The 17,539-nt window shown below is 71.6% G+C and carries 20 protein-coding genes; 7 read left to right on the top strand and 13 right to left on the bottom strand.

Annotated features, from left to right (window positions below):
• Window positions 1-477: 477 nt before the first annotated feature.
• Both ACP7TJ_RS32750 and ACP7TJ_RS32745 read right to left on the bottom strand, forming a co-directional pair.
• Window positions 478-819 (bottom strand): hypothetical protein, encoded by a 342-nt coding sequence (locus tag ACP7TJ_RS32750; protein ID WP_427767726.1) that lies wholly within the window; start codon window positions 817-819, stop codon window positions 478-480.
• A complete protein-coding gene (locus ACP7TJ_RS32745; protein ID WP_427767723.1) occupies window positions 780-1,520 on the bottom strand; it encodes a hypothetical protein in 741 nt (246 codons plus the stop codon). The genes ACP7TJ_RS32750 and ACP7TJ_RS32745 overlap by 40 nt, the downstream gene beginning before the upstream one ends.
• A 387-nt stretch (window positions 1,521-1,907) precedes the next feature.
• On the opposite strand from ACP7TJ_RS32745, the gene ACP7TJ_RS32740 reads away from it, so the two are divergent.
• From ACP7TJ_RS32740 to ACP7TJ_RS32715, 6 genes are all read left to right on the top strand, one after another.
• A complete protein-coding gene (locus tag ACP7TJ_RS32740) occupies window positions 1,908-2,690 on the top strand; it encodes a hypothetical protein (RefSeq protein WP_367548768.1) in 783 nt (260 codons plus the stop codon).
• Entirely contained in the window at window positions 2,687-2,866 is a 180-nt protein-coding gene (locus tag ACP7TJ_RS32735; protein WP_367548769.1) for a hypothetical protein, read from the top strand. The genes ACP7TJ_RS32740 and ACP7TJ_RS32735 overlap by 4 nt, the downstream gene beginning before the upstream one ends.
• A 242-nt stretch (window positions 2,867-3,108) precedes the next feature.
• The gene (locus tag ACP7TJ_RS32730; protein ID WP_367548770.1) at window positions 3,109-3,816 is read left to right on the top strand and encodes a hypothetical protein; all 708 of its coding nucleotides are present in this window, start codon (window positions 3,109-3,111) and stop codon (window positions 3,814-3,816) included.
• Window positions 3,817-4,006: 190 nt separating this feature from the next.
• Window positions 4,007-4,906 carry a hypothetical protein gene (locus ACP7TJ_RS32725; RefSeq protein WP_367548771.1) on the top strand — a complete coding sequence of 300 codons (900 nt, stop codon included), beginning with the start codon at window positions 4,007-4,009 and terminating at the stop codon, window positions 4,904-4,906.
• Window positions 4,907-5,006: 100 nt separating this feature from the next.
• Window positions 5,007-5,813 carry a hypothetical protein gene (locus ACP7TJ_RS32720; protein ID WP_367548772.1) on the top strand — a complete coding sequence of 269 codons (807 nt, stop codon included), beginning with the start codon at window positions 5,007-5,009 and terminating at the stop codon, window positions 5,811-5,813.
• A gap of 88 nt (window positions 5,814-5,901) precedes the next feature.
• On the top strand, window positions 5,902-7,017 hold the full coding sequence (locus ACP7TJ_RS32715) for a helix-turn-helix domain-containing protein (RefSeq protein ID WP_427767876.1): 1,116 nt from the start codon (window positions 5,902-5,904) through the stop codon (window positions 7,015-7,017).
• A 127-nt stretch (window positions 7,018-7,144) separates the two neighbouring features.
• On the opposite strand, the gene ACP7TJ_RS32710 is transcribed toward ACP7TJ_RS32715, so the two are convergent.
• The 9 genes from ACP7TJ_RS32710 to ACP7TJ_RS32670 all read right to left on the bottom strand — a co-directional run bounded on the left by ACP7TJ_RS32710 (window position 7,145) and on the right by ACP7TJ_RS32670 (window position 13,651).
• On the bottom strand, window positions 7,145-7,348 hold the full coding sequence (locus ACP7TJ_RS32710; protein ID WP_367548774.1) for a hypothetical protein: 204 nt from the start codon (window positions 7,346-7,348) through the stop codon (window positions 7,145-7,147).
• 103 nt (window positions 7,349-7,451) lie between these two features.
• Window positions 7,452-7,622, bottom strand: a complete 171-nt coding sequence (locus ACP7TJ_RS32705) for a hypothetical protein (RefSeq protein ID WP_427767717.1) — start codon at window positions 7,620-7,622, stop codon at window positions 7,452-7,454.
• 148 nt (window positions 7,623-7,770) lie between these two features.
• Window positions 7,771-8,394, bottom strand: a complete 624-nt coding sequence (locus tag ACP7TJ_RS32700; RefSeq protein WP_427767714.1) for a hypothetical protein — start codon at window positions 8,392-8,394, stop codon at window positions 7,771-7,773.
• A gap of 837 nt (window positions 8,395-9,231) precedes the next feature.
• A complete protein-coding gene (locus ACP7TJ_RS32695; RefSeq protein WP_367548777.1) occupies window positions 9,232-9,633 on the bottom strand; it encodes a hypothetical protein in 402 nt (133 codons plus the stop codon).
• 80 nt (window positions 9,634-9,713) lie between these two features.
• Complete coding sequence (locus ACP7TJ_RS32690; RefSeq protein WP_367548778.1) at window positions 9,714-10,037, bottom strand: hypothetical protein; 324 nt, start codon at window positions 10,035-10,037, stop codon at window positions 9,714-9,716.
• Window positions 10,038-10,272: 235 nt separating this feature from the next.
• Window positions 10,273-10,725 carry a hypothetical protein gene (locus ACP7TJ_RS32685; RefSeq protein ID WP_427767711.1) on the bottom strand — a complete coding sequence of 151 codons (453 nt, stop codon included), beginning with the start codon at window positions 10,723-10,725 and terminating at the stop codon, window positions 10,273-10,275.
• 139 nt (window positions 10,726-10,864) lie between these two features.
• Window positions 10,865-11,155, bottom strand: coding sequence for an antibiotic biosynthesis monooxygenase family protein (locus ACP7TJ_RS32680; protein WP_167744086.1), 291 nt, complete (start codon window positions 11,153-11,155; stop codon window positions 10,865-10,867).
• Between the two features lie 36 nt (window positions 11,156-11,191).
• Entirely contained in the window at window positions 11,192-12,154 is a 963-nt protein-coding gene (locus tag ACP7TJ_RS32675) for a DMT family transporter (RefSeq protein ID WP_387792506.1), read from the bottom strand.
• An 18-nt stretch (window positions 12,155-12,172) separates the two neighbouring features.
• Window positions 12,173-13,651 carry an MFS transporter gene (locus ACP7TJ_RS32670; protein WP_189912591.1) on the bottom strand — a complete coding sequence of 493 codons (1,479 nt, stop codon included), beginning with the start codon at window positions 13,649-13,651 and terminating at the stop codon, window positions 12,173-12,175.
• A gap of 164 nt (window positions 13,652-13,815) precedes the next feature.
• On the opposite strand from ACP7TJ_RS32670, the gene ACP7TJ_RS32665 reads away from it, so the two are divergent.
• Window positions 13,816-14,586: an SDR family NAD(P)-dependent oxidoreductase gene (locus tag ACP7TJ_RS32665; RefSeq protein ID WP_193460554.1), complete on the top strand. Its 771-nt coding sequence runs from the start codon at window positions 13,816-13,818 to the stop codon at window positions 14,584-14,586.
• Here ACP7TJ_RS32665 and ACP7TJ_RS32660 read toward each other — a convergent pair.
• Both ACP7TJ_RS32660 and ACP7TJ_RS32655 read right to left on the bottom strand, forming a co-directional pair.
• Window positions 14,535-15,857 carry an activator-dependent family glycosyltransferase gene (locus ACP7TJ_RS32660; RefSeq protein WP_367475019.1) on the bottom strand — a complete coding sequence of 441 codons (1,323 nt, stop codon included), beginning with the start codon at window positions 15,855-15,857 and terminating at the stop codon, window positions 14,535-14,537. The genes ACP7TJ_RS32665 and ACP7TJ_RS32660 overlap by 52 nt on opposite strands.
• A gap of 5 nt (window positions 15,858-15,862) precedes the next feature.
• Complete coding sequence (locus tag ACP7TJ_RS32655) at window positions 15,863-17,509, bottom strand: FAD-binding protein (protein WP_427767705.1); 1,647 nt, start codon at window positions 17,507-17,509, stop codon at window positions 15,863-15,865.
• Between the last annotated feature and the right edge of the window lie 30 nt (window positions 17,510-17,539).

Raw genomic sequence — 17,539 nt, 5'->3', positions numbered from 1 at the left:
ACCGCCCGGCTGGTGGCTCACGACCGCCGGAGAGTACGCAGCATGCCTCTTCACTGCTTCATGGGAGGCCAGAGCCAACCGCTGACGCGGTCCGGCTCTGTTTCGTAGCCGATCGTCGAATGTTGGACGGTCGGTTGCGTGTGCTGCGGTAAGCCGCCCCGTCAGTGCGGAGAGCTGTAGCACTTGATGGGGGTTGCCGTGGCGGCGCTTCTGCCGTTCCTCGCCCGAGTTCCCTGCTGGTCTGGGCCCTGCTCGCGGTCTTGTCGCTCTACCTGCTGCTGATCGTCCTGCTGTCGCTCACCGCGGTGTACGGGAAGAAGCCCGCTCGGCGCCGGGCGGCGGCGGAGATGGTCCGCACCCTGTGATTCACCGCCGGCGGGAGCACCGACCAGCCTCCGGGCCCCGACCAGCGTGCGTGACGGGCGGCGCAGGGCCCCTAGGGTGGTCGACCGCCTGGGGTCCTGCGCGCTCCTCGCCTCACAGCACGCCGATCATGGCGTTCTCCTCCCAGCCCTCGCCGGCCTCGAAGTAGCCCTCCATGGCGGCGGAGTTCTCCACCCATCCGCCCTGCTTGGCGATGACCTTGCGGTCGTTGCCGGCGCGGCGGGACTCCTCGGCGGCGCCGCGGCGGGGGGAGTGTCCGGTGTAGCGCTGCATCAGCTCGGCGCGGGCGGTCAGCTCGGTGGTGATGGTGCCGATGGTCTCGGGGTCGAGTCCGCCGGGCAGCGGGGTGTGCCAGCGGTTGTGCAGGGGCTTGAAGGCGAAGTCGTCGGGGTCGGTCAGGTTGGCGGCAGCCTTCCAGGTGCGCCACGCGCGCACGGGGCAGGTCGAGGGCCTGGACCCGTAGGGCACCTTGACCTTGCGGGGCTTGATCTTGGAGACCCGGATGTCGACCTCCAGGCCGTGCTCGACCTCCGTGATGTGGCGCAGCCGGAGGTAGGCGACCTCGTGCTCGCGGGCGGTGAGGGCGAGTGCAGCAGCACGATGGCCCGGTTGCGGATGCCCAGCCGGTTCTCGGGGACGGCCTGGACGGCGGCGCGCAGCTGGGGCACGAGCAGGGCGGAGGCCGGGCCGCGTCCGCGGGTTTCCTCGGTCTTCTCCATCTCCTTCACCTTGGCCTTGAGCACGTACCGGGCGCGGGAGGCGACCTTGCGGTCCAGCTGCAGCCCGTGGTCAGTGCGGCCGGTGACGACGACCCCGGACAGGCGGCGGTCGATGGTCGAGGGCGCCGTGTAGGTGCCCTTCTTCCAACCGGGCTGCCACCACAGCCACTCGACGAACGCGGTCAGCGATCCGGGCGTGATGGCGGTGACGGGGAGTTCGAGCAGTGCACAGAACTGCTCCCACTGCTTCCAGTCGGCGGCGTACCCGTCGGTGGTGTTCTTCGGGCGCAGGGCCTGCTCGTGCTCCTTGGAGCGCTCTTCCAGCTCCTGGAGCTTGGCGAGCACGTCGGGGGTGAACTCGGCGCCGGGCACGGGCGAGACGCCGGCGGCGGCCGGGAGGACCAGCGAGGGCGTCACTACGCGGGGTGTGTCCAGGTCCGTAACGTTCTCTTCCGATCGTCCGTCAGTTCGCTTATTCCGTACCGCGCTTTGTCGCATCTGGTGCAGCATATGTGAGGTTATCCCGATCCCATGACCCGATGGACGTCGCGCGCCGGGTGCGTCAGCGGGGACCCCACACACCACCTCGTAGTCGAGCTGGAAGCGGTACGCGTACTCGACGGCGAGCTGGGACTTTCCCACACCTCCCGGCGGGGCCGCTGACAGCTGCCATCAGGCGATCACCGCCGCTCACGTGCCGATTCGTAGGTCCACAAATTTGATTCGTGATTTCGCGGGGGACGACTTCGGCTTCGCTTCATAAGGCTGGGCTACGACTTCCCAGTGCGAGATGGAGACTTGACTGTGCTCACCGAAGCCACCCCGGCGTCTACCCCGCCCACGGTCCCCCCTCCGGACCGGCACGCCGAGCAGCGGACTGCCGACCGGGAGCTGTTCGCGCAGCTGCAGCGGGAGGGGTTCAAGGGCGCCCGCTTCGGCCTCCTCCAGGAGCGGCTCTGGATCTACGGGTGGAACGTGCTGCGCTCTTGGATGCGGGAGGGGACGATCATCGAACGGTGCCGGGAGAAGCGGATCTACTTCCCGGCGCCGTACACCGAGGTCGAGGAGCTGATGCGCCGGGCCGACGTCCGCGAGGACCTCGCCATCGACTGCCTGGGCAGGGCTGTCCCCGCCTTCATGGCCGAGGGTGGCCCGATGGAGGGGTGGAACCCGGAGGGCGGGCGAAACCTGACCAGCTTCTTCCTGCAGTACGCCCTGTACCACTACCGGGACGCCTACCGCCGGTGGGCCAGCGGCCACCGGCAGCGGATGCGCGAGATCCTCGGTCCCGAAGCGTTCCGGTACCCCGGAGGGGACGTATGGGAGCGAGTCCCCGTGCCCGGACCCGAGCACCAGACCGTGCTGCGGGAGACCCTCAGCATCATCCTGGCGGAGGCGTCTCTGGAGGAGCAGGCAGCCTGCGAGGCGATGCTGAGCGGGGCCACGCAAGAGGAGATAGCACAGAAGCTCGGAACCACGCGGAAGTCGGTCGAGCGTCGTCTGAGCCGGGTCCGGGGCCGTGCCCGCAAGCTCGCGGCAGCCGGCGTCATCGTGGTCCCCTCCGTCAGCTCGGCGGTGCCCCGGTGAACGGTCCTCTCGATCTGCGCGTCCTCGTCCTTCTGCTGGCGGGCGTCATCGTCGGGTACATCGCGTACGCGCACCCGGCCGTCGGCGTCGCCCTGCTCGTCGCCGTCGGGGTTGTGACTCTGCTCTATCTGCTGATGGGCTCCGACTCCGGCGGCAACGGACCGACGCCCCCCTGACCGGACCATCGAGCGCGAGATGTAGGAGGTCACGGTGCCTGACTACCCGCCCGGAAATGCGAGCGGGTAGCACACAGCAGCTCGGCACACCGGCCAGCATTAACACTCTGGATGGGTCGCGGTGCACTCTGAAAGACAAGACGCCCCCGCATCACTCGGAACACGTCGGGCGCCGCTGCTGTCTGAGCGGCCCCCGGGATCGGCAAGGGGCGAAAGCTCCCTGCCGAACCCCGGAGGCTCCCGTGTCCCTCGACCTGCTCCACGCCCTGCTCGACCAGGCGGTCCGCGCCGTGCCCGACGGCGGCGCCCCGGCCCTGCTGGGCGACCTGGCCCGTACCGTCTCCGCCGTGGCCAGCCTGGTGCAGCTGCTGCGCCAGCCCGGCCGGCGCCGCGCCCGCCGGGTGGTAGAACCGGGCATGACCTTCATAACGTCGGGTGTCGCCGCTGCCGGCATCAAGGCCACGGGCAGCGTCACCTCCGCACTGATCGGGCGCTACCGGCCCACAGGCGTTCCCCGGCTGGGCAGCAAGGAAGACCGGGCGGAGGCGTACCGGCGGCTGCTGGATGCCTCCACCCGCTCGTTCGGCTACGCCTACCAGTTCGCCCACCTGCGGCGCGAGGCTGGACGGGCGGCGAACAAGGTACTGCTGGGCCAGCTGCCCCAGATGTGGGAGATCACCAGCGAACTCATGAGCGCGCTGCACGGAGTACGGCTGTGCGGCACGGTGCCGGTCATCGCCGCGGCGGAGGAGCTGGTCGCCGCGACCAGCGACCTGGAGCTGAACGAGAAGAACGGCGAGCGCTTCCAGCAGCAGGCTGAGGCGGTCGTCGCCGCCCAGGGCGCATTCCTCGACGCCTGCCGAGAGGAACTGTCGTACGCCGCGAAGCGGTGGCAGCTGCTGCGCCGGCACAAGGAGCGGCGCTTCCTGCGGCAGCAGATCGGCCGCTGACCGGTGCCCGGCGGCGGCGGCAGCATCGGCCGGACGCAGGGCGCACTGCCGGGCGGTCCAGTCTCTCCCACGATCGCCTCGGCCCGGCGGCACTCGCGCGTACGCGTGCGCGAATGAAGGGGGGTTTAGAAAGTCCGGAAACCCGGCCGTCTCCCCGACCGGGCCGGGCCTGGTGCGCGACAATCGCGGCGTGCAGACGTCGCAGTTCCCCTCGGTGTGCGCGCTCGACCAGCTCCTCGACGGCCTGAGCGCCGGCGCGGCTCGTCGGCGTCAGCTGGACATGGTGCGCGGGGAGTTGGAGCGGGCGCTGGACCGGGGCGCACTGCCGGTCCCGGCCCGGCGCAGCCTGCAGCGGCTGCTGGAAGAAGAGGCGCTGCGCCCGTACGTGCGGATCGCGGAGTCCGGGGCCCTTCGGCACCGACGGGTGGACGGCGGCTTCCCGCCCACGTCGGAGGCGACCAACGAGATCCGCCGTAAGTGCATCGACCTGTTGCGCGAGGCGCTGGGGATGCCTGCGCTGCGCCTGGGCGGCGGGGAGATCCCGCTGCAGCCCGCGCCGGAGGCGGCCACGCTGTCCGCGCTGGCCCGTCAGCTCGACCGGTACCTGGGCGGTGCGATGTCCCCGGCGCAGACCCGGCTGACGGCTCTGCTCGCCGTCGAGCTGGACACCGCGGCGCGCAGTGGCGAGTTGGTCGAGCTGCGCACCACAGACCTGGGCGAGGGCAACGGCGCGGTGTACGTCGAGCGGCGTCCCCAGGGCGGCGGTGCTGGCGAGGGGGAGTGGGTCGAGACCTCGGCACTGACCCGGGCCGCGCTGGAGCGCTGGCTGGACGTGCGCAAGGACCTGGTGCAGCGCGCCCACGGCACCTCGAAGCTGTGGGTGTCGCTCTGGATGAACCACGACGGCGTCCTCGATGACCAGGGCAACACAGTGATCCGCCCGCCCGGGATGCCGCTGGAGGAGAACGGTCTGATCACCTCGTACCGGGTCGGCCGCCTGCGGTACGACGGGCTGCGCCAACTGCTGCCCCTCAAGCTGGAGCAGCTGCGGCGCGCGGTGGAGGCGCAGCGCCAGCGGACTGCCGCGTAAGCGCTTCTCCCTGACGCCTGCGGGAGTTTGACGCTCAAAAATTAAGCAAGGGTGCTACATTAGCGGTCGTTCGGTAAGCGCCTAGCCCCTTGGGGGAAGCATGGCTGGTGAGGTCACGCCGTCGCGGTGGGCCGTCGAGCAATTCGGTGAGCATGCCGCAGAAGTGATGCGGCATGTGGTCACGGGTTTGGCCCGTGGCCAGAAGGCGGCACGTCTGGTTCAGGTGGCGGCGGAAGGCGCTGGGGCCACAGACAAGCGTCCTTACGGCAGCATGTGGGCCACGCGCTACCACCTCGTCGTCGAGCAGTTCGACTTGGCATCGCTGCCCGGCTACAAGCCCCACAAGCCTAAAGGGGCCTCGTACAGCCTGGCGGTGGTCGACGGACGGGTACTGATCCCCTTCCGGCATGCAACCTCGCTGACGGAGCCGATCTCCCGGGCCAAGCTGAGCACGAAGATCCCTCATCAGGTGTCCCGTGACAACGGCGTCGACCCCACTCCGACCCTGTTCGACACCCCCGAGACTGCCGGCGCGGAGACGGACCCGACGGTGGCCGAAGCCGCCGCAGCGGCCAACGCGGAGAAGCTGACAGTGATCTACGTCGCGTATGTGGCCAACGCCGACAGCGACGAGATTCTGGCCGCCTGGTGGGGCACGCCCCACTCGCTCGAAGACGACGGCACCATGCTGTGGGAGCCCGAGCGGCTCGACATGAGCATCGCCACCGCGCAGGACTCCAGTGGCTCTCGCCGCGATCTGCACGATTCGAGCGCCGTCATTCCCACGCAGGGCTGGGCCGGGGGCGAGGTGCCTTCACTGGATGTCGCGCCGCGCTTCGAGCCCGTCAAGGACCCGTCCGCCGAACAGGAACCGACAACCCCCGAGACCGAAGACGGCAATGAGTAAAGAAACCCAGCCCTCGCTGTTCACCGCGCCCGGCAACCGCAGCGCTCGCAAAGGCCGCGCCGGGTTGGAACAGCCCTCCCCTGCCGCAGTGCACGAGGTATTCGATCCCGCCCGGCTGGCCCAGGCGCGCTGCCTGCTAGGGATGACGAAGAGGCGTCTGGCCGACGAACTGGGAGTAACCCCGGCCGCAGTGAGTCAGTACGAGATGGGGACCAACCGGCCCCGCCCCGAACTCCTCCCGCGGCTGGCAGAAGTTCTGGAGGTGCCGTTGGCGTACTTCCTGTCAGGGCGCCCCCACGCACGGCTGGACCCCTCGGCCGCGCATTTCCGCAGCCTGCGCAGCACGCGGTCCTACCAGCGCGCCAAAGCCATCGCGTTCACCGAACAGGTCTGGGAGCTGACTTACGCACTGGAGAAGCGTGTCCGGCTCCCGCTGGTCGACCTGCCCGGCTTCGCCGGTGGGGAGGTCCTCTCGGGCACCGAACTGCCCAGCGACCCGGCTGCTGCTGCCCGAGCGCTGCGTATCGAGTGGGGCCTAGGTGCCGGCCCGGTCACCCACCTGATCCGACGATTGGAAGCACGCGGAATCGTGGTGATCACCCCCCGGCGTGACGAGGATCTGCGGTCCGTCGACGCCTTCTCCACATCGCGACTTCCCCGGCCGCTGATCGTGTTGACTCCGAACAGGACCGACGACGTCTACCGGCACCGCTTCAGCGCGGCCCACGAGCTGGGCCATTTGGTCCTGCACGGCGACGCCAGCCCTGGCGACGTCGCCCAGGAGCGTGAAGCCGACACCTTCGCGGCGGAGTTCCTCACCCCCCGCGAGTCGATCCTGTCCGAACTGCCCGCCCGAGCCGACCTGCACAAGCTGTCGCAGCTGCGCGACGTGTGGGGGGTGTCGGTGCACTCCCTGCTGTACCGCTGTCGAGAACTCGGTCTCCTGTCGGACTCTGCGGCAAGCCGCGCCTATCAGCGCCTGCACGGCCTTAAGGGGCAGCCCGGCTTCGCTCCTGACCCGCTGGCTGGCTACCCCGGCGAGCAGCCCGCGTTGCTCTCGCAGGCGTTCGCGCTTGCCTGTGATCATGGGCTGACGATCACAGAGCTTGCACGTGAACTGGCCTGGAGCGTGCCCCAGGTCCGTCGGATGCTCGGCGCCGAGGAGGACCGGCCAGCTCTCCGGCTGGTCGGAAGCGCCCCCTAAATGCCGTCCCGGGCCTATGGGCTTGTTATCAGCAGATAAGGGGCTTCTGACTGGTCTAAGCGACGTCGTCGACCAGGTCGAGGCCACCGTCGACCATGACGACCAGCAGCCGCAGGAACGTGCCGGCTCAGGTGGGCGGCGTTGGAGGACCGAGCACGCCACGCTCGCGCAGTTTGGCGACGTGCTTGAGCCCGCCCGGCCGGTGGAGCGGGGCGGGCTCGGCGTCGGCCTCGGCGGCGCGGACCCGGCGGGTGGCCTCGGCCCCGGGCGGGAACGCGGTGGGGGCCTGGGGCTGCGGGCCGTGGCCCAGCGGCCGGCGTGCGGTGCTCATGAGCGCTGATCGTACGGACAACCGGCGAGCGCGGGCGAGTAAGGGCCCTCAGTTGAGGGCCCGTTTCTATAAGAGCGCCAGGAACGGCGCAGATCAGCGTCGGTCATCCGGCCAGATGCTCGGCGGCCTGGTCCAGCGCCGTGGCGTCATCGAGCGTGGCGTTGTAGCGCTCGGCCTGCTCGGGTGTCCAGTGGCGGCGGCGGTAGGCGAACAGGCTGACCAGGGTGACGAAGCGGTAGTTCCCGTGATGCTTGGCGACCAGGTGCCCGGCCATCGATGAGCTGCCCGACGGTGTGCGGGCTCAGGCAGAGCAGGGATGCGGCCAGCGGCACGGGGACGGTCATGTCCTCCCACTCTCCCGCCCACAGCGGCTCGCTGTCCGGCTTCTCCTCGTCCATGGGCTCCTCCCCTCGTGGTGGTGCTCAGCTTCCGCTGGGCGCGTTGTGCAGGAACTCCAGGCGCTGCTGCGCCACTGACAGGTGCCGGCGGTCGAGCGACGGCAGGGCGCGCAGCAGGCTGATCAGCTCGGGACCGCACAAGCGGGCCTGGCGCGGGTCGCGGATCTGCGTCCAGCAGTAGTGGGCGCACTTGGCGGTGGCGAGGACCTCGGGGGCGTCGGGCGACTGGTGTGCGAGCCGGGTCCGTCCCGCGCTGATCCACAGCTGCGTCGCCAGCACGAAGTTGCCGTGTTGCTTGGCGAGGTCGGCCCGGATCTCGGCCCACTGGGTGGCCTGGGGCGAGTCGATGCCGTACGTCTGCAGCGCGTGGGTCTCCCACGCCTGGGCGAGGTGCGCGGCCTCGTTGAACTTCCGCTGCTGCGCGAGGGCGTAGACGTACGGGCGCGGGTCCTGGGCCGGTGCGGGCTGCTGGTGGACGACCGGCTGCTGGATCGGTGCCGGGGCCTGCTGGACCGGCACCTGGGCCTGCTGGACCGGCGGCGGGGCCTGGGCCGGTACGTGAGGCGCCACGGCGGGCTGCTGCGTGTCGGGGTGGCCGGCTCGGACCGGCTGCGGTTCGGGGCCGGCGTGCTGCCGTTGCTGCGGCACCGGGGCTGACTGCGGGGCCGGGGCGGTCGGCGGCGGGAACTGCAGGGACGCGGTCGCCGGCGCGGCCGGGGCCGGCGCGGTGGGGGCACCGGGGCCTGCGGCTGAGGGGCAGGCGCTGGAGCGGGTGCGCGGCGCTCGCGCAGCTCCTCGATGAAGTCCGTGTCTCCGGCGAGGATCCGCTGGACGGCGGTCTGGGGTGGCCGTGTCGCGGCCTGCTGGGCGGCGTGCCGTGTGGCGATCTCCGGGGCGGCCAGCTCCGGGACGGTGGGCACGATGAGCGTGCCGGGCGGCAGGGCGGCGGCGCCTACGGTCAGCGCGTGCAGCCGGGAGTTGGTGGGCCGCTGCGGATTGCGGCGCAGCTGCTCGATCCAGACCCGGGTGTAGGTGCTGACGTTGCTCTCGCTGCCGGTGAAACCGGGCGGGGCGACCGTGCCGTACACCTCGACGGAGCCGGGGGCGGGCAGGGAGCCGTACTCCTGCAGCAGGGGCCAAGCGCGTTTGTCGGCTGCGGCGTCCAGCAGCACGGTGGTCAGGCCCGGCGGGCGCTGGCGCAGCTCGGCGCCCAGCCACTCCCACGGCAGGGCCGTGTACCGGGTGGTGGACGCGGTGGTGCCGGCCAGCGCGAGGTAGAGCTGGTGGCCGCGCCGGACGACCGTGAGGCAGCCGGAGAGGTAGATATACCACCACCCGGCCGCTCGGCCGGCTGCTGGGGTCACAGGCACGGTCGGTCCGAGCACTGGCACAGCTGACCACACATTGTGTGCCGATTCCCGCCTGAGGAACGTCGTGGAGCGTACTCAACTGTGCGCGTCTTCGGTGCGCTTGGCAGTACGCGGATCAGATGACGTCGCACCTTTCAAGCGGAGACGTCCTCACCTGTGGCACGCCCTCGGTCCCCTTCCGGAGCACGACGGAGTAGCACTGGTAGGCCCGGGAGCGCGAAACGCCGAACATGCTCGTGTCCTCGTACTCTCCGAAGAAGCGGACGGTGGTGGTCAGCGAGTCCTCCGACCGCGCGTAAGAGAGAAGCCTGCCGTCGTGTCGCTCGGCGACACCGCGAACGGCTTCTTGGCCGGGGAAGCCGTTCGGGGCTGCCGTCACCTCGCGCGCGTAGGAGCGGGCCAGGGCCGCTGTCCGGTCCAAGGCTTCTGTCTCGTTCCGCTCGTTCGCGTGTTCCTGGCGGTGGAACATGACCATGAGAACCGAGGCCGCGATAAGGACCGCGACGATGGGCACCATGATGGCGGCGAGACACCCTGGGGATTGCACCGTGACACGGCTCTGCCGCGCCACGGTGCCGTTATGGGACATGTCCGTGTTCACCGGCCGTGTCGGGTGGCAGCCGACAGGGGGTGGGCTGTCATGAACGCCTGTGCGTAGGCGCTCGTTCCGGTCTGGTTCGGGTGGTAGCTCTCACGGCTCAGGCAGGTCTCCCCGGTGAGCCACCAGCAGAGCTGCGTGTTCTTGTCGCCCTGGTGGAAGTCGCCGTCGCTGTCCGGCCCTGCCACGACCCCGCTGATGCCCTCCGGTGAATCGCAGATCCGCTTGCCCTCGAACGCCGGCTGCGGGGACCCGGAACGGACATTGGAGGCACTCATCGAGAGCGCGAGCTGGCGCTGCTTGCTCTCGAAGTACTCGGCCATGTCATTCAGGATGACACGCTGGGAGACACCGAACCAAGGTCGAGCAGGCCTGAGGGCGGCTGAAGAGCTAGGGGTATCCCATCAGCGAGATCGTCGCGTTCGGCGCGGCTGCGGTCGCGCCCAAGCTTGTAGGGCCCACGTTTAGGTCCGTGGGTTTACGAGGCGGACACCCGCCCCCTGGGCAGTGTCCGTTGGGGCCGTGCCCGGGCCGTCGTAAGTCCCGGTGATGGCCGTGTCAGGGCTGGTGGTTTCCGGAGACCACCGCGACCTTCCAGATGGAAGGTCCGCCGGTCACCTGGACGGTGAGGTGCTGGGGCTTGGCGTCGTCGTGGACGACGCCCACGGTGTGGACCCCGTTGCACGTGACCGGGTGGGGGTTACCGCTGTCCCGGTCCACGATCGAGACCTTCCCCTTGCCCTCGCACGTCGCGTAGAGGGTGTACGCGCCTTCCTGCGGGGTGAACTCGGGCAGTTCCTGGTTCCTGTTGCCGGTGGTCTCGGCCACCAGGGTCCGCGCGTCCTTGGGCAGGTCGAGGCTGGGCGGCTGTGTGGCGGGTGTTTGTGCGGGCTTGCCGGCGGAAGCGGTCGCAGCGGTGGGGCTCGGCCGCTTCGCCTCGGGCTCGTCGGAGCAGCCTCCCGCGAGGAACAGTGTGGCCAGGGCGGCAGCGGTGAGTGTGGTGCGACGCAACGGGGTCTCCGGGAGTGAGGCGCGGGCGCGCCCGGCCCTGGTGTCAGGGCCGGGCGCGAGGGGCTGGCGGACGCTCCAGCCTTCCATGTACGGGGCCCGGACAGTCATGCACCGCTTGTCCGACTTCTGGCAGGCTCACTCAGGCCGCGCGTTCCTGCGCGACCGTATAGAGATTGGGCTCCCCCGTGCCCAGCGCCCTCAGCGCCGCGCGGTGCGCGGCGAACTCCGGCTGGGCCAGAGCCCGTTCGAAGGACGCCCGGTCCTCCCACTCCGCCACGTTGACGTACGCGCCCGGCTCGTCCGCGTGCTTGAGGAGGCGGTGGCGGAGGAAGCCGGGCTGGGTGCGGAAGAACTCCGATGTCGCGGCGAAGGCCGATTCGAAGTCGGCCTGTGGGCCGGTGACGGTGAAGCGGTTGACGAAGACGATCACGGGGGTTCCTTTCCAGTGCGCTGAGGCCCGGGGCCCTCAGCGCACCGCGGCGGGGGACTTGGCGGCCGGGGTCGCCCGGTCGGCGGACCGTGTGCGGCCGGCGGGGGCCGTGCGCTGCGGCAGGCGGGTCAGGATCAGGCCGGCCACGATGACGGCCATGCCGAGGATCTCGCGGGTGCCCAGCACGTGGTCCTCCAGCAGCACCATGCCGAGGGTGAGCACCACCGGCACCGCGTACAGCACGCCGGACGCCTTGGCTGCGCCCTCCTCGCGGATCAGCCAGGCGAAGCACATGTAGACCAGGCCGGTGTTGAGGACGCCGAGCACCAGCAGGGCGCCGATGATCGAGGCGGAGAAGTGCGGGGTGGAGTCGAAGCCGCCGTTGGGCATGTTGATGCCGGCCCAGCCGACGCCGATGACGGCCTGGGTGGTGGCGAGGACCAGCGGCGTCATGGCCCGGCCACCGCCCTCCTCGGCGCCCATGAGCTTCTCCATGAGCAGCATGGACCAGCCGTAGGCAATGGCGGCGGCGGCGTTCACGGCCGCGCCGGCCGACAGCCATTCGGCGCCCCAGGGCGCGTACAGCACGAGTACGCCGGCGAAGCCGACGACGAGGCCCGCGGCCACCCGGGCCGGGACGCGGTCGGCGCGCCGGGCGGCCAGGCAGAGCAGGACCACGCACAGCGGCACGCTGGCGTTGAAGACCGACACCATGTCCGCGTCGGCGCCGACGGCGTCGTCGACCAGTTCGACCAGCAGCACCGGCAGGGCGTTGGCGAGGAAGGCGATCAGCACGAGGCGGGCCCACACGCCCGCCCCGCGGGGCAGTCGCTCGCGGCCGAGCGCGAGGATGCCGAGCATCGCGACGGCGCCGACGAGGATGCGGAAGAAGCTGAACTGGGCGGAGTTCAGCCCGCCGAAGACGATTTTGATCCAGAAGTAGCTGGAGCCCCACATGAGGGCGACGGCGGCGAAGCGCGCCGCGGAGTCGAAACGCATGGCGTTTCCTCCCGTGTCTCAGCGGCCCGAGGTGCGCGTGGCACCGGCCGGTCGGATGAAGAGCGCGACGGCGAACGCGGCCACGGCGAAGCAGGCGCCCGCGGTGAAGCTGGCGGACATGCTTTCCAGAAACACATGGCCCTGGACCGCCTCTTCGGGCAGGCCGGCCGGCGGGTTCTCGGCGGCGGCGCTGCCCGCGCGGGCGGCGACGGTGACCAGGACGGCCAGTCCGAGTGAGGCGCCGACGGTCTGCAGCGCGTTGTGCACGCTGGAGGCGGCGCCTGCCTCGTCGTGGCGCAGGCCGGAGGTGCCCAGGATGGTGGTGGGCAGGACGCAAAAGGCCATGCCGGTGCCGAACACGAGCAGGGCGGGCAGGGCGGTGTTCCAGTAGCCGGAGCCGGCTTCCAGCCGTGACAGCCACAGGTTGGCGACGACGAGCAGGGCGGCGCCGGTGAGCATCAGCCGCTTGGGGCCGACGGCCCGCTCGATGCGGACGGCAGCGCCGGACATGGTGATCATGGCGACCGCCACCGGGGTCAGCGCCAGCGCCGAGGTCAGCGGGTCGTGGCCGGCGACGTACTGGAAGTACTGGATGAGGAAGAACATGGTGCCGATGAGGGCGCCCTGCACGGCGAAGGTGCCGGTGTAGGCGGTCAGCCGGTCGCGGTCGGCGAAGAGGCGCAGCACCACGACGGGCTGTTCGGCGCGCCGTTCGACGAACCAGAAGGTCACGAGCAGCAGGACGCCGGCGGTGAGGGTGCCGACCACCAGCGGGTCGCTCCACGGGTGTTCCGCGACGCGGGCGAGACCGAACACGAGGGCGGCGGCGCCGGCGGTGGACAGCACCGCGCCGGCGAGGTCGAACCGGCCGCGGCTGCGGGGGGTTTCGGCGATGACGAGCGGGGCGAGGAGCAGGATGGCCACGCCGATGGGCACGTTGAGCAGGAGCACCCAGCGCCAGGAGCTGAGGGAGGTCAGCGCGCCGGACAGCAGCAGTCCGCCGGCGGTGCTGAGCGCGCCCACGGCGGTGCACACCGCGATGGCCTTCTTGCGTCCCGCGCCCTCGGGGAACAGGCTCAGCACGAGGGCGAGCGCGCTGGGTGCGGCGAAGGCCGCGCCGATGCCCTGGACGGCTCGCACGGCGATGAGGAACTCCCCGGAGGGCGCGAGGCCGCGCAGCGCGGCGGCGGCGGTGAACAGGGCGACGCCGGCGAGGAACACCCGCCGGCGGCCCAGCAGGTCGCCGGTGCGTCCGCCGAGCAGCAGCAGCCCGCCGAAGGTCAGCAGGTAGGCGTTGAGGACCCAGCCCAGGCCGACCGGGCCGAGCCCGAGGTCCTGTCCCATGCCGGGCAGGGCGATGTTCACCATCGACTCGTCGATCATGATCATCGCGTTGCAGGTGGCCAGGAGGCCGAGCGCGAGTCCGGCGCGGGCCGCGGGGGCCGGTTTTGGCGGCGCCGTGCCGAGCGCCGGTGGTTCGGTGACGTGCGCGGACATGCCGTGCCTCCAGGGGACGTGGGCGGACGGGACGTGCCGGTTGCGGTGGCGCCCGACGGCCGTGGATCCCGGCTCTGACGGTCCACGGCATGTGCACGGCGCCCGGACACGGTCCCAACGGCCGCTAGAGCCGTCTTCGAGCCACGGTGGCTAACGTCCGCCGTATGACGCGACGTCAGGACGAGACGGGACAGGGGCGGGTGGCCGTGGTCACCGGCGGCGGCACGGGCATCGGGCGTGCGACGGCGAGGGCGCTGGCGGCGGACGGGGCGCGGGTGCTGGTGGTGGGCCGTACGGCCGCGACGCTGGAGCGGACGGCCGCCGGTCAGCAGGGCGTGCGGACGCTGGTGGCGGATCTGACGGACGAGGACGCTCCGGAGCGGATCACGTCGGCGGCGCTGGAGGCCTTCGGCCGGCTGGACGTGCTGGTGCACAACGCGGCGGTCGTGCTGCCCGAGCCGTTCGGCGCCGTGACGCGGGAGCACGCCCGGCTCCAGGTGGAGACCAATCTGCTCGCGCCGGTGCTGCTGACCCGTGCCGCGCTGCCCGCGCTCGCCGCGGCGCGGGGCACGGTGGTGGCGGTGGGCACGGCGGCGGTGCAGGGGCGTCGCGCCTTCGCCGGGATGTCGCTGTACGGCGCGACCAAGACGGCGCTGGACTTCCTGGTGCGCACCTGGGCGGTGGAGCTGGCGCCGTGGGGTGTCCGCGCGGTGGGGGTGGCGCCCGGCGAGACGGACACGGGGATCGGTGAGCGGATGGGCTGGAGTGCGGCGGACATCGCCCGTTACCAGGCGGAGGCCGCCGCGCGCACGCCGTCGGGGCGGGTGGGCCGGCCGGAGGACGTCGCGTGGTGGGTCGTCCGGCTGGCCCGGCCCGAGGGCGCCTATGCGAACGGCGCGGTGGTGACCGTGGACGGCGGTGCGTCGGTGGTCTGACCGGTGTGTTCGGCGGTGAGCCGTTCCAGTTCGCGCACCGCCTCGTTGGGTGTCGGCTCGGCGAGGATCTCGGCGCGCACCCGGTCGGCGGCCTTGGTGAAGGACTCCTCGGTGAGGAGTCGCTCGACCGCCGTGCGCAGGGCGTCGACGGTGAGGCCGTCGGCCGGCAGGTACAGTCCGTGGCCGAGTTCGGCCACGCGCCGGGCCTTGGCGACCGTGTCCCAGCCGTAGGGCAGCAGCAGTTGGGGCACGCCGTGCAGTTCGGCGGTGGCGCGGGTGCCGATGCCGCCGTGGTGGACGACGGCCGCGCAGGTCGGCAGCAGGTCGTTCAGCGGGACGAACTCCACCAGCCGTACGTTGTGCGGTATCGGGCCGAGCTGGTCGCGGGCGTCGGCGCCGAGCGTGGCGACGATCTCCGCGTCGAGGCCGGCGAGGCCGTCGAGCAGCGCGCCGAAGGAGAACGGCGCGTGGTCGAGTTCGCCGGACAGGCCCAGCGTCAGGCAGATCCGTGGCCGGTCCGCCGGTTCCCGCAGCCAGTCGGGGACGACGGAGGGCCCGTTGTGCGGTACGTGGCGTACGCCGACGGTGCGCAGGCCGAGGTCGAGGCGGGAGCCGGGCGGGGTGATGTCGACCGTCCACTGGCCGGTGACCATGTCCTCGGTGAAGCCGAGGTGGGGTGCGTAGCGCCGCACGGCCCGGCCGAGCCACTCGGCGGTGGGGTCCTGCGCGGGTGCGGGGAGGGCCGCGGTCAGGCGGAGGAATTCCTGGCGGGCCCGGACGGTGATGTCCACGCCGTGCAGCAGCCGGGCGTGCGCGGCTCCGACGGCGCGGGCGGCGACGGCGCCCGCGAAGGTGTGCTGCTCCCAGATCACCAGGTCGGGGCGCCAGTGCCGGGCGTAGGCGACGAGGTCGTCGAGCATCGTGTCGTTGCTGACCGACGCGTACAGGGAGGCGACGGCGATGTTCTCCAGGGCGAGCAGGGACTCGTGGGTCCACTGCCCGGGGTCGTCGCGGGTGAAGTCGAATCCCTGGACGTGGGCGGAGCCGTCCTCGAGGATCTGGCCGAGCAGTTCGGGGGCGTGCGGGTCGTTGAAGTACCAGTCGGGTGTGCCGACGGGTACGGCGGTGAGTCCGGCGCCGGTGATCTGCTCGGTGAGGTCGGGGTGGGAGGCGACGCGCACCTCGTGCCCGGCGGTGCGCAGCGCGGAGGCGAGCGGCACCATCGAGAAGTAGTGGGTGTGGTGCGGGAAGGAGACGAACAGGACCTTCATCGCGCTCACCGTCCGTGGGGCGGGCGGACGGACAGGGTGTGCCGGAAGACGTCGCGCGGGTCCCAGAGGGCCTTGGCGCGCTGGAGTCTGGGGTAGGCGTCCTTGTAGTAGAGGCGGTGCCAGGGCACGCCGGAGGTGTTCCAGCGGGCGTCGGCGGTGTCGATGTCGGGGTAGTTGATGTAGCAGCCGTCGCTGTCGCGGCCGGGGACGGGGACGCCTCCGGTGGCGCCGTACACGTCCCGGTAGAGCCGGCGCAGCCAGTCGACGGACTCGCCGTCGGCGTCGGGGTCCTGCCAGGTGTTCATGAACAGGGCCTTGAGGACGGAGTCGCGGTGGGTGGAGGCGGTCGCGTGTTCCGGCACGGTGTTGACGCGGCCGCCGAAGGACTGCAGGGAGACGGAGGCGGCGTCGTGCCGGTGGCCGGTGCTGTTGAGGTACGTGTACAGCACGTCGGCCTGGTCCTCGCGCCAGCCGCGGCGCAGATACGCCGACTTGATCTTCTGCCGGCCCACCTCGTAGTCCTGGGAGGCGGCGAGGTCCTGTGTGGCGGTGAGCCAGGGCTGTGCGGTGATCTCGGAGATCTGCGGAGAGCCGCCCACACCGTCGGCGACGGCCTCGGCGTAGGCGCGCAGCAGTCGTTCCGCGTCCGGGCGGGTGCCGTCCATGTGCGCGAAGCTGACGGCGGCCGGGGTGGGTTCGGCGTCGGGGGACGCGGGCCGTCCGTACATCACCAGGCCGCCGAAGAGCCCGGCGTAGGGGGAGCCTGCGTCGCTGTTGCGCTCGTGCCACAGACCGTGGTTGCGCACCAGCCGGCGGAAGGAGGCCCGGTCCAGGCCCTCGCGGGGGACGTACACCATGCCGGACAGGACGGTGCCGGGCGGGCGGGGCAGCAGCCGGGACGGTTCGTCACAGCCGCGCGGGGCGCCGGGCGAGCGGAACCAGTAGCGGGTGACGATGCCGAAGTTGCCGCCGCCACCGCCGGTGTGGGCCCACCACAGCTCGCCCAGGGGGCCCTGGTCGTCGCGGGTGGCGACGACGGCGCGGGCGTGTCCGCGGGCGTCGACGACCACGACCTCGACGGCGTACAGGTGGTCGGCGGCGAGGCCGAAGGCGCGGGAGAGCGCGCCGTAGCCGCCGCCGGTGACGTGTCCGCCGAGGCCGACGGTGGCGCTGGCGCCGCCGGGCAGGGTGACGCCCCATCCGTAGTAGAGCTTGCGGTACACGTCCATCAGGCGGGCCCCGGCCTCCACCATGAAGGCGCGCCGCCGCGGGTCGTAGGTGACGGCGTCCATCGCGGCGAGGTCGAGGACGACGCGGACGGCGGGGTCGCCGACGACGTTCTCGAAGCAGTGGCCGCCGCTGCGCACGGCGATCCGCTTGCCGGCGCGTACGGCGTCGTCGACGGCGGCGACGACGTCGGCGGTGGTGGCGGCGAGCCGGAACGCCTCCGGGTGGGCGGTGAAGCGTTTGTTGCTGCCGCGGGTGGACAGTTCGGCGTAGCGCGGGTCGCCGGGGGTGACGGTGGCGGCGTCGCCCAGGGACGCCGGGGTGTCCTGGGCGACGGCGGGCGCGACGCCGGCGGCGGTCAGGCCGGCGGCGGCGCCCGCGGTGAGGGAGCCGGCGACGAAGCGGCGGCGGCTGGGAACGGTCATCGTTCACCTTTCTCGGTGGCTCGGGCCCGC

It is taken from the genome of Streptomyces sp. DSM 41931 (assembly GCF_050271085.1).
Classification (GTDB): Bacteria; Actinomycetota; Actinomycetes; order Streptomycetales; family Streptomycetaceae; genus Streptomyces; species Streptomyces albogriseolus.
This window is presented reverse-complemented; position numbering and strand designations above follow the sequence as displayed.

Excerpts from the sequence above, each read along its gene's own strand:
- ACP7TJ_RS32655 (WP_427767705.1), bottom strand. The coding sequence starts at position 17,509 with ATGACCGTTCCCAGCCGCCGCCGCTTCGTCGCCGGCTCCCTCACCGCG.
- ACP7TJ_RS32670 (WP_189912591.1), bottom strand. The coding sequence starts at position 13,651 with ATGTCCGCGCACGTCACCGAACCACCGGCGCTCGGCACGGCGCCGCCA.
- ACP7TJ_RS32720 (WP_367548772.1), top strand. The coding sequence starts at position 5,007 with ATGGCTGGTGAGGTCACGCCGTCGCGGTGGGCCGTCGAGCAATTCGGT.
- ACP7TJ_RS32695 (WP_367548777.1), bottom strand. The coding sequence starts at position 9,633 with ATGGTGCCCATCGTCGCGGTCCTTATCGCGGCCTCGGTTCTCATGGTC.
- ACP7TJ_RS32690 (WP_367548778.1), bottom strand. The coding sequence starts at position 10,037 with ATGGCCGAGTACTTCGAGAGCAAGCAGCGCCAGCTCGCGCTCTCGATG.
- ACP7TJ_RS32665 (WP_193460554.1), top strand. The coding sequence starts at position 13,816 with ATGACGCGACGTCAGGACGAGACGGGACAGGGGCGGGTGGCCGTGGTC.
- ACP7TJ_RS32660 (WP_367475019.1), bottom strand. The coding sequence starts at position 15,857 with ATGAAGGTCCTGTTCGTCTCCTTCCCGCACCACACCCACTACTTCTCG.
- ACP7TJ_RS32705 (WP_427767717.1), bottom strand. The coding sequence starts at position 7,622 with ATGGCCGGGCACCTGGTCGCCAAGCATCACGGGAACTACCGCTTCGTC.
- ACP7TJ_RS32710 (WP_367548774.1), bottom strand. The coding sequence starts at position 7,348 with ATGAGCACCGCACGCCGGCCGCTGGGCCACGGCCCGCAGCCCCAGGCC.
- ACP7TJ_RS32675 (WP_387792506.1), bottom strand. The coding sequence starts at position 12,154 with ATGCGTTTCGACTCCGCGGCGCGCTTCGCCGCCGTCGCCCTCATGTGG.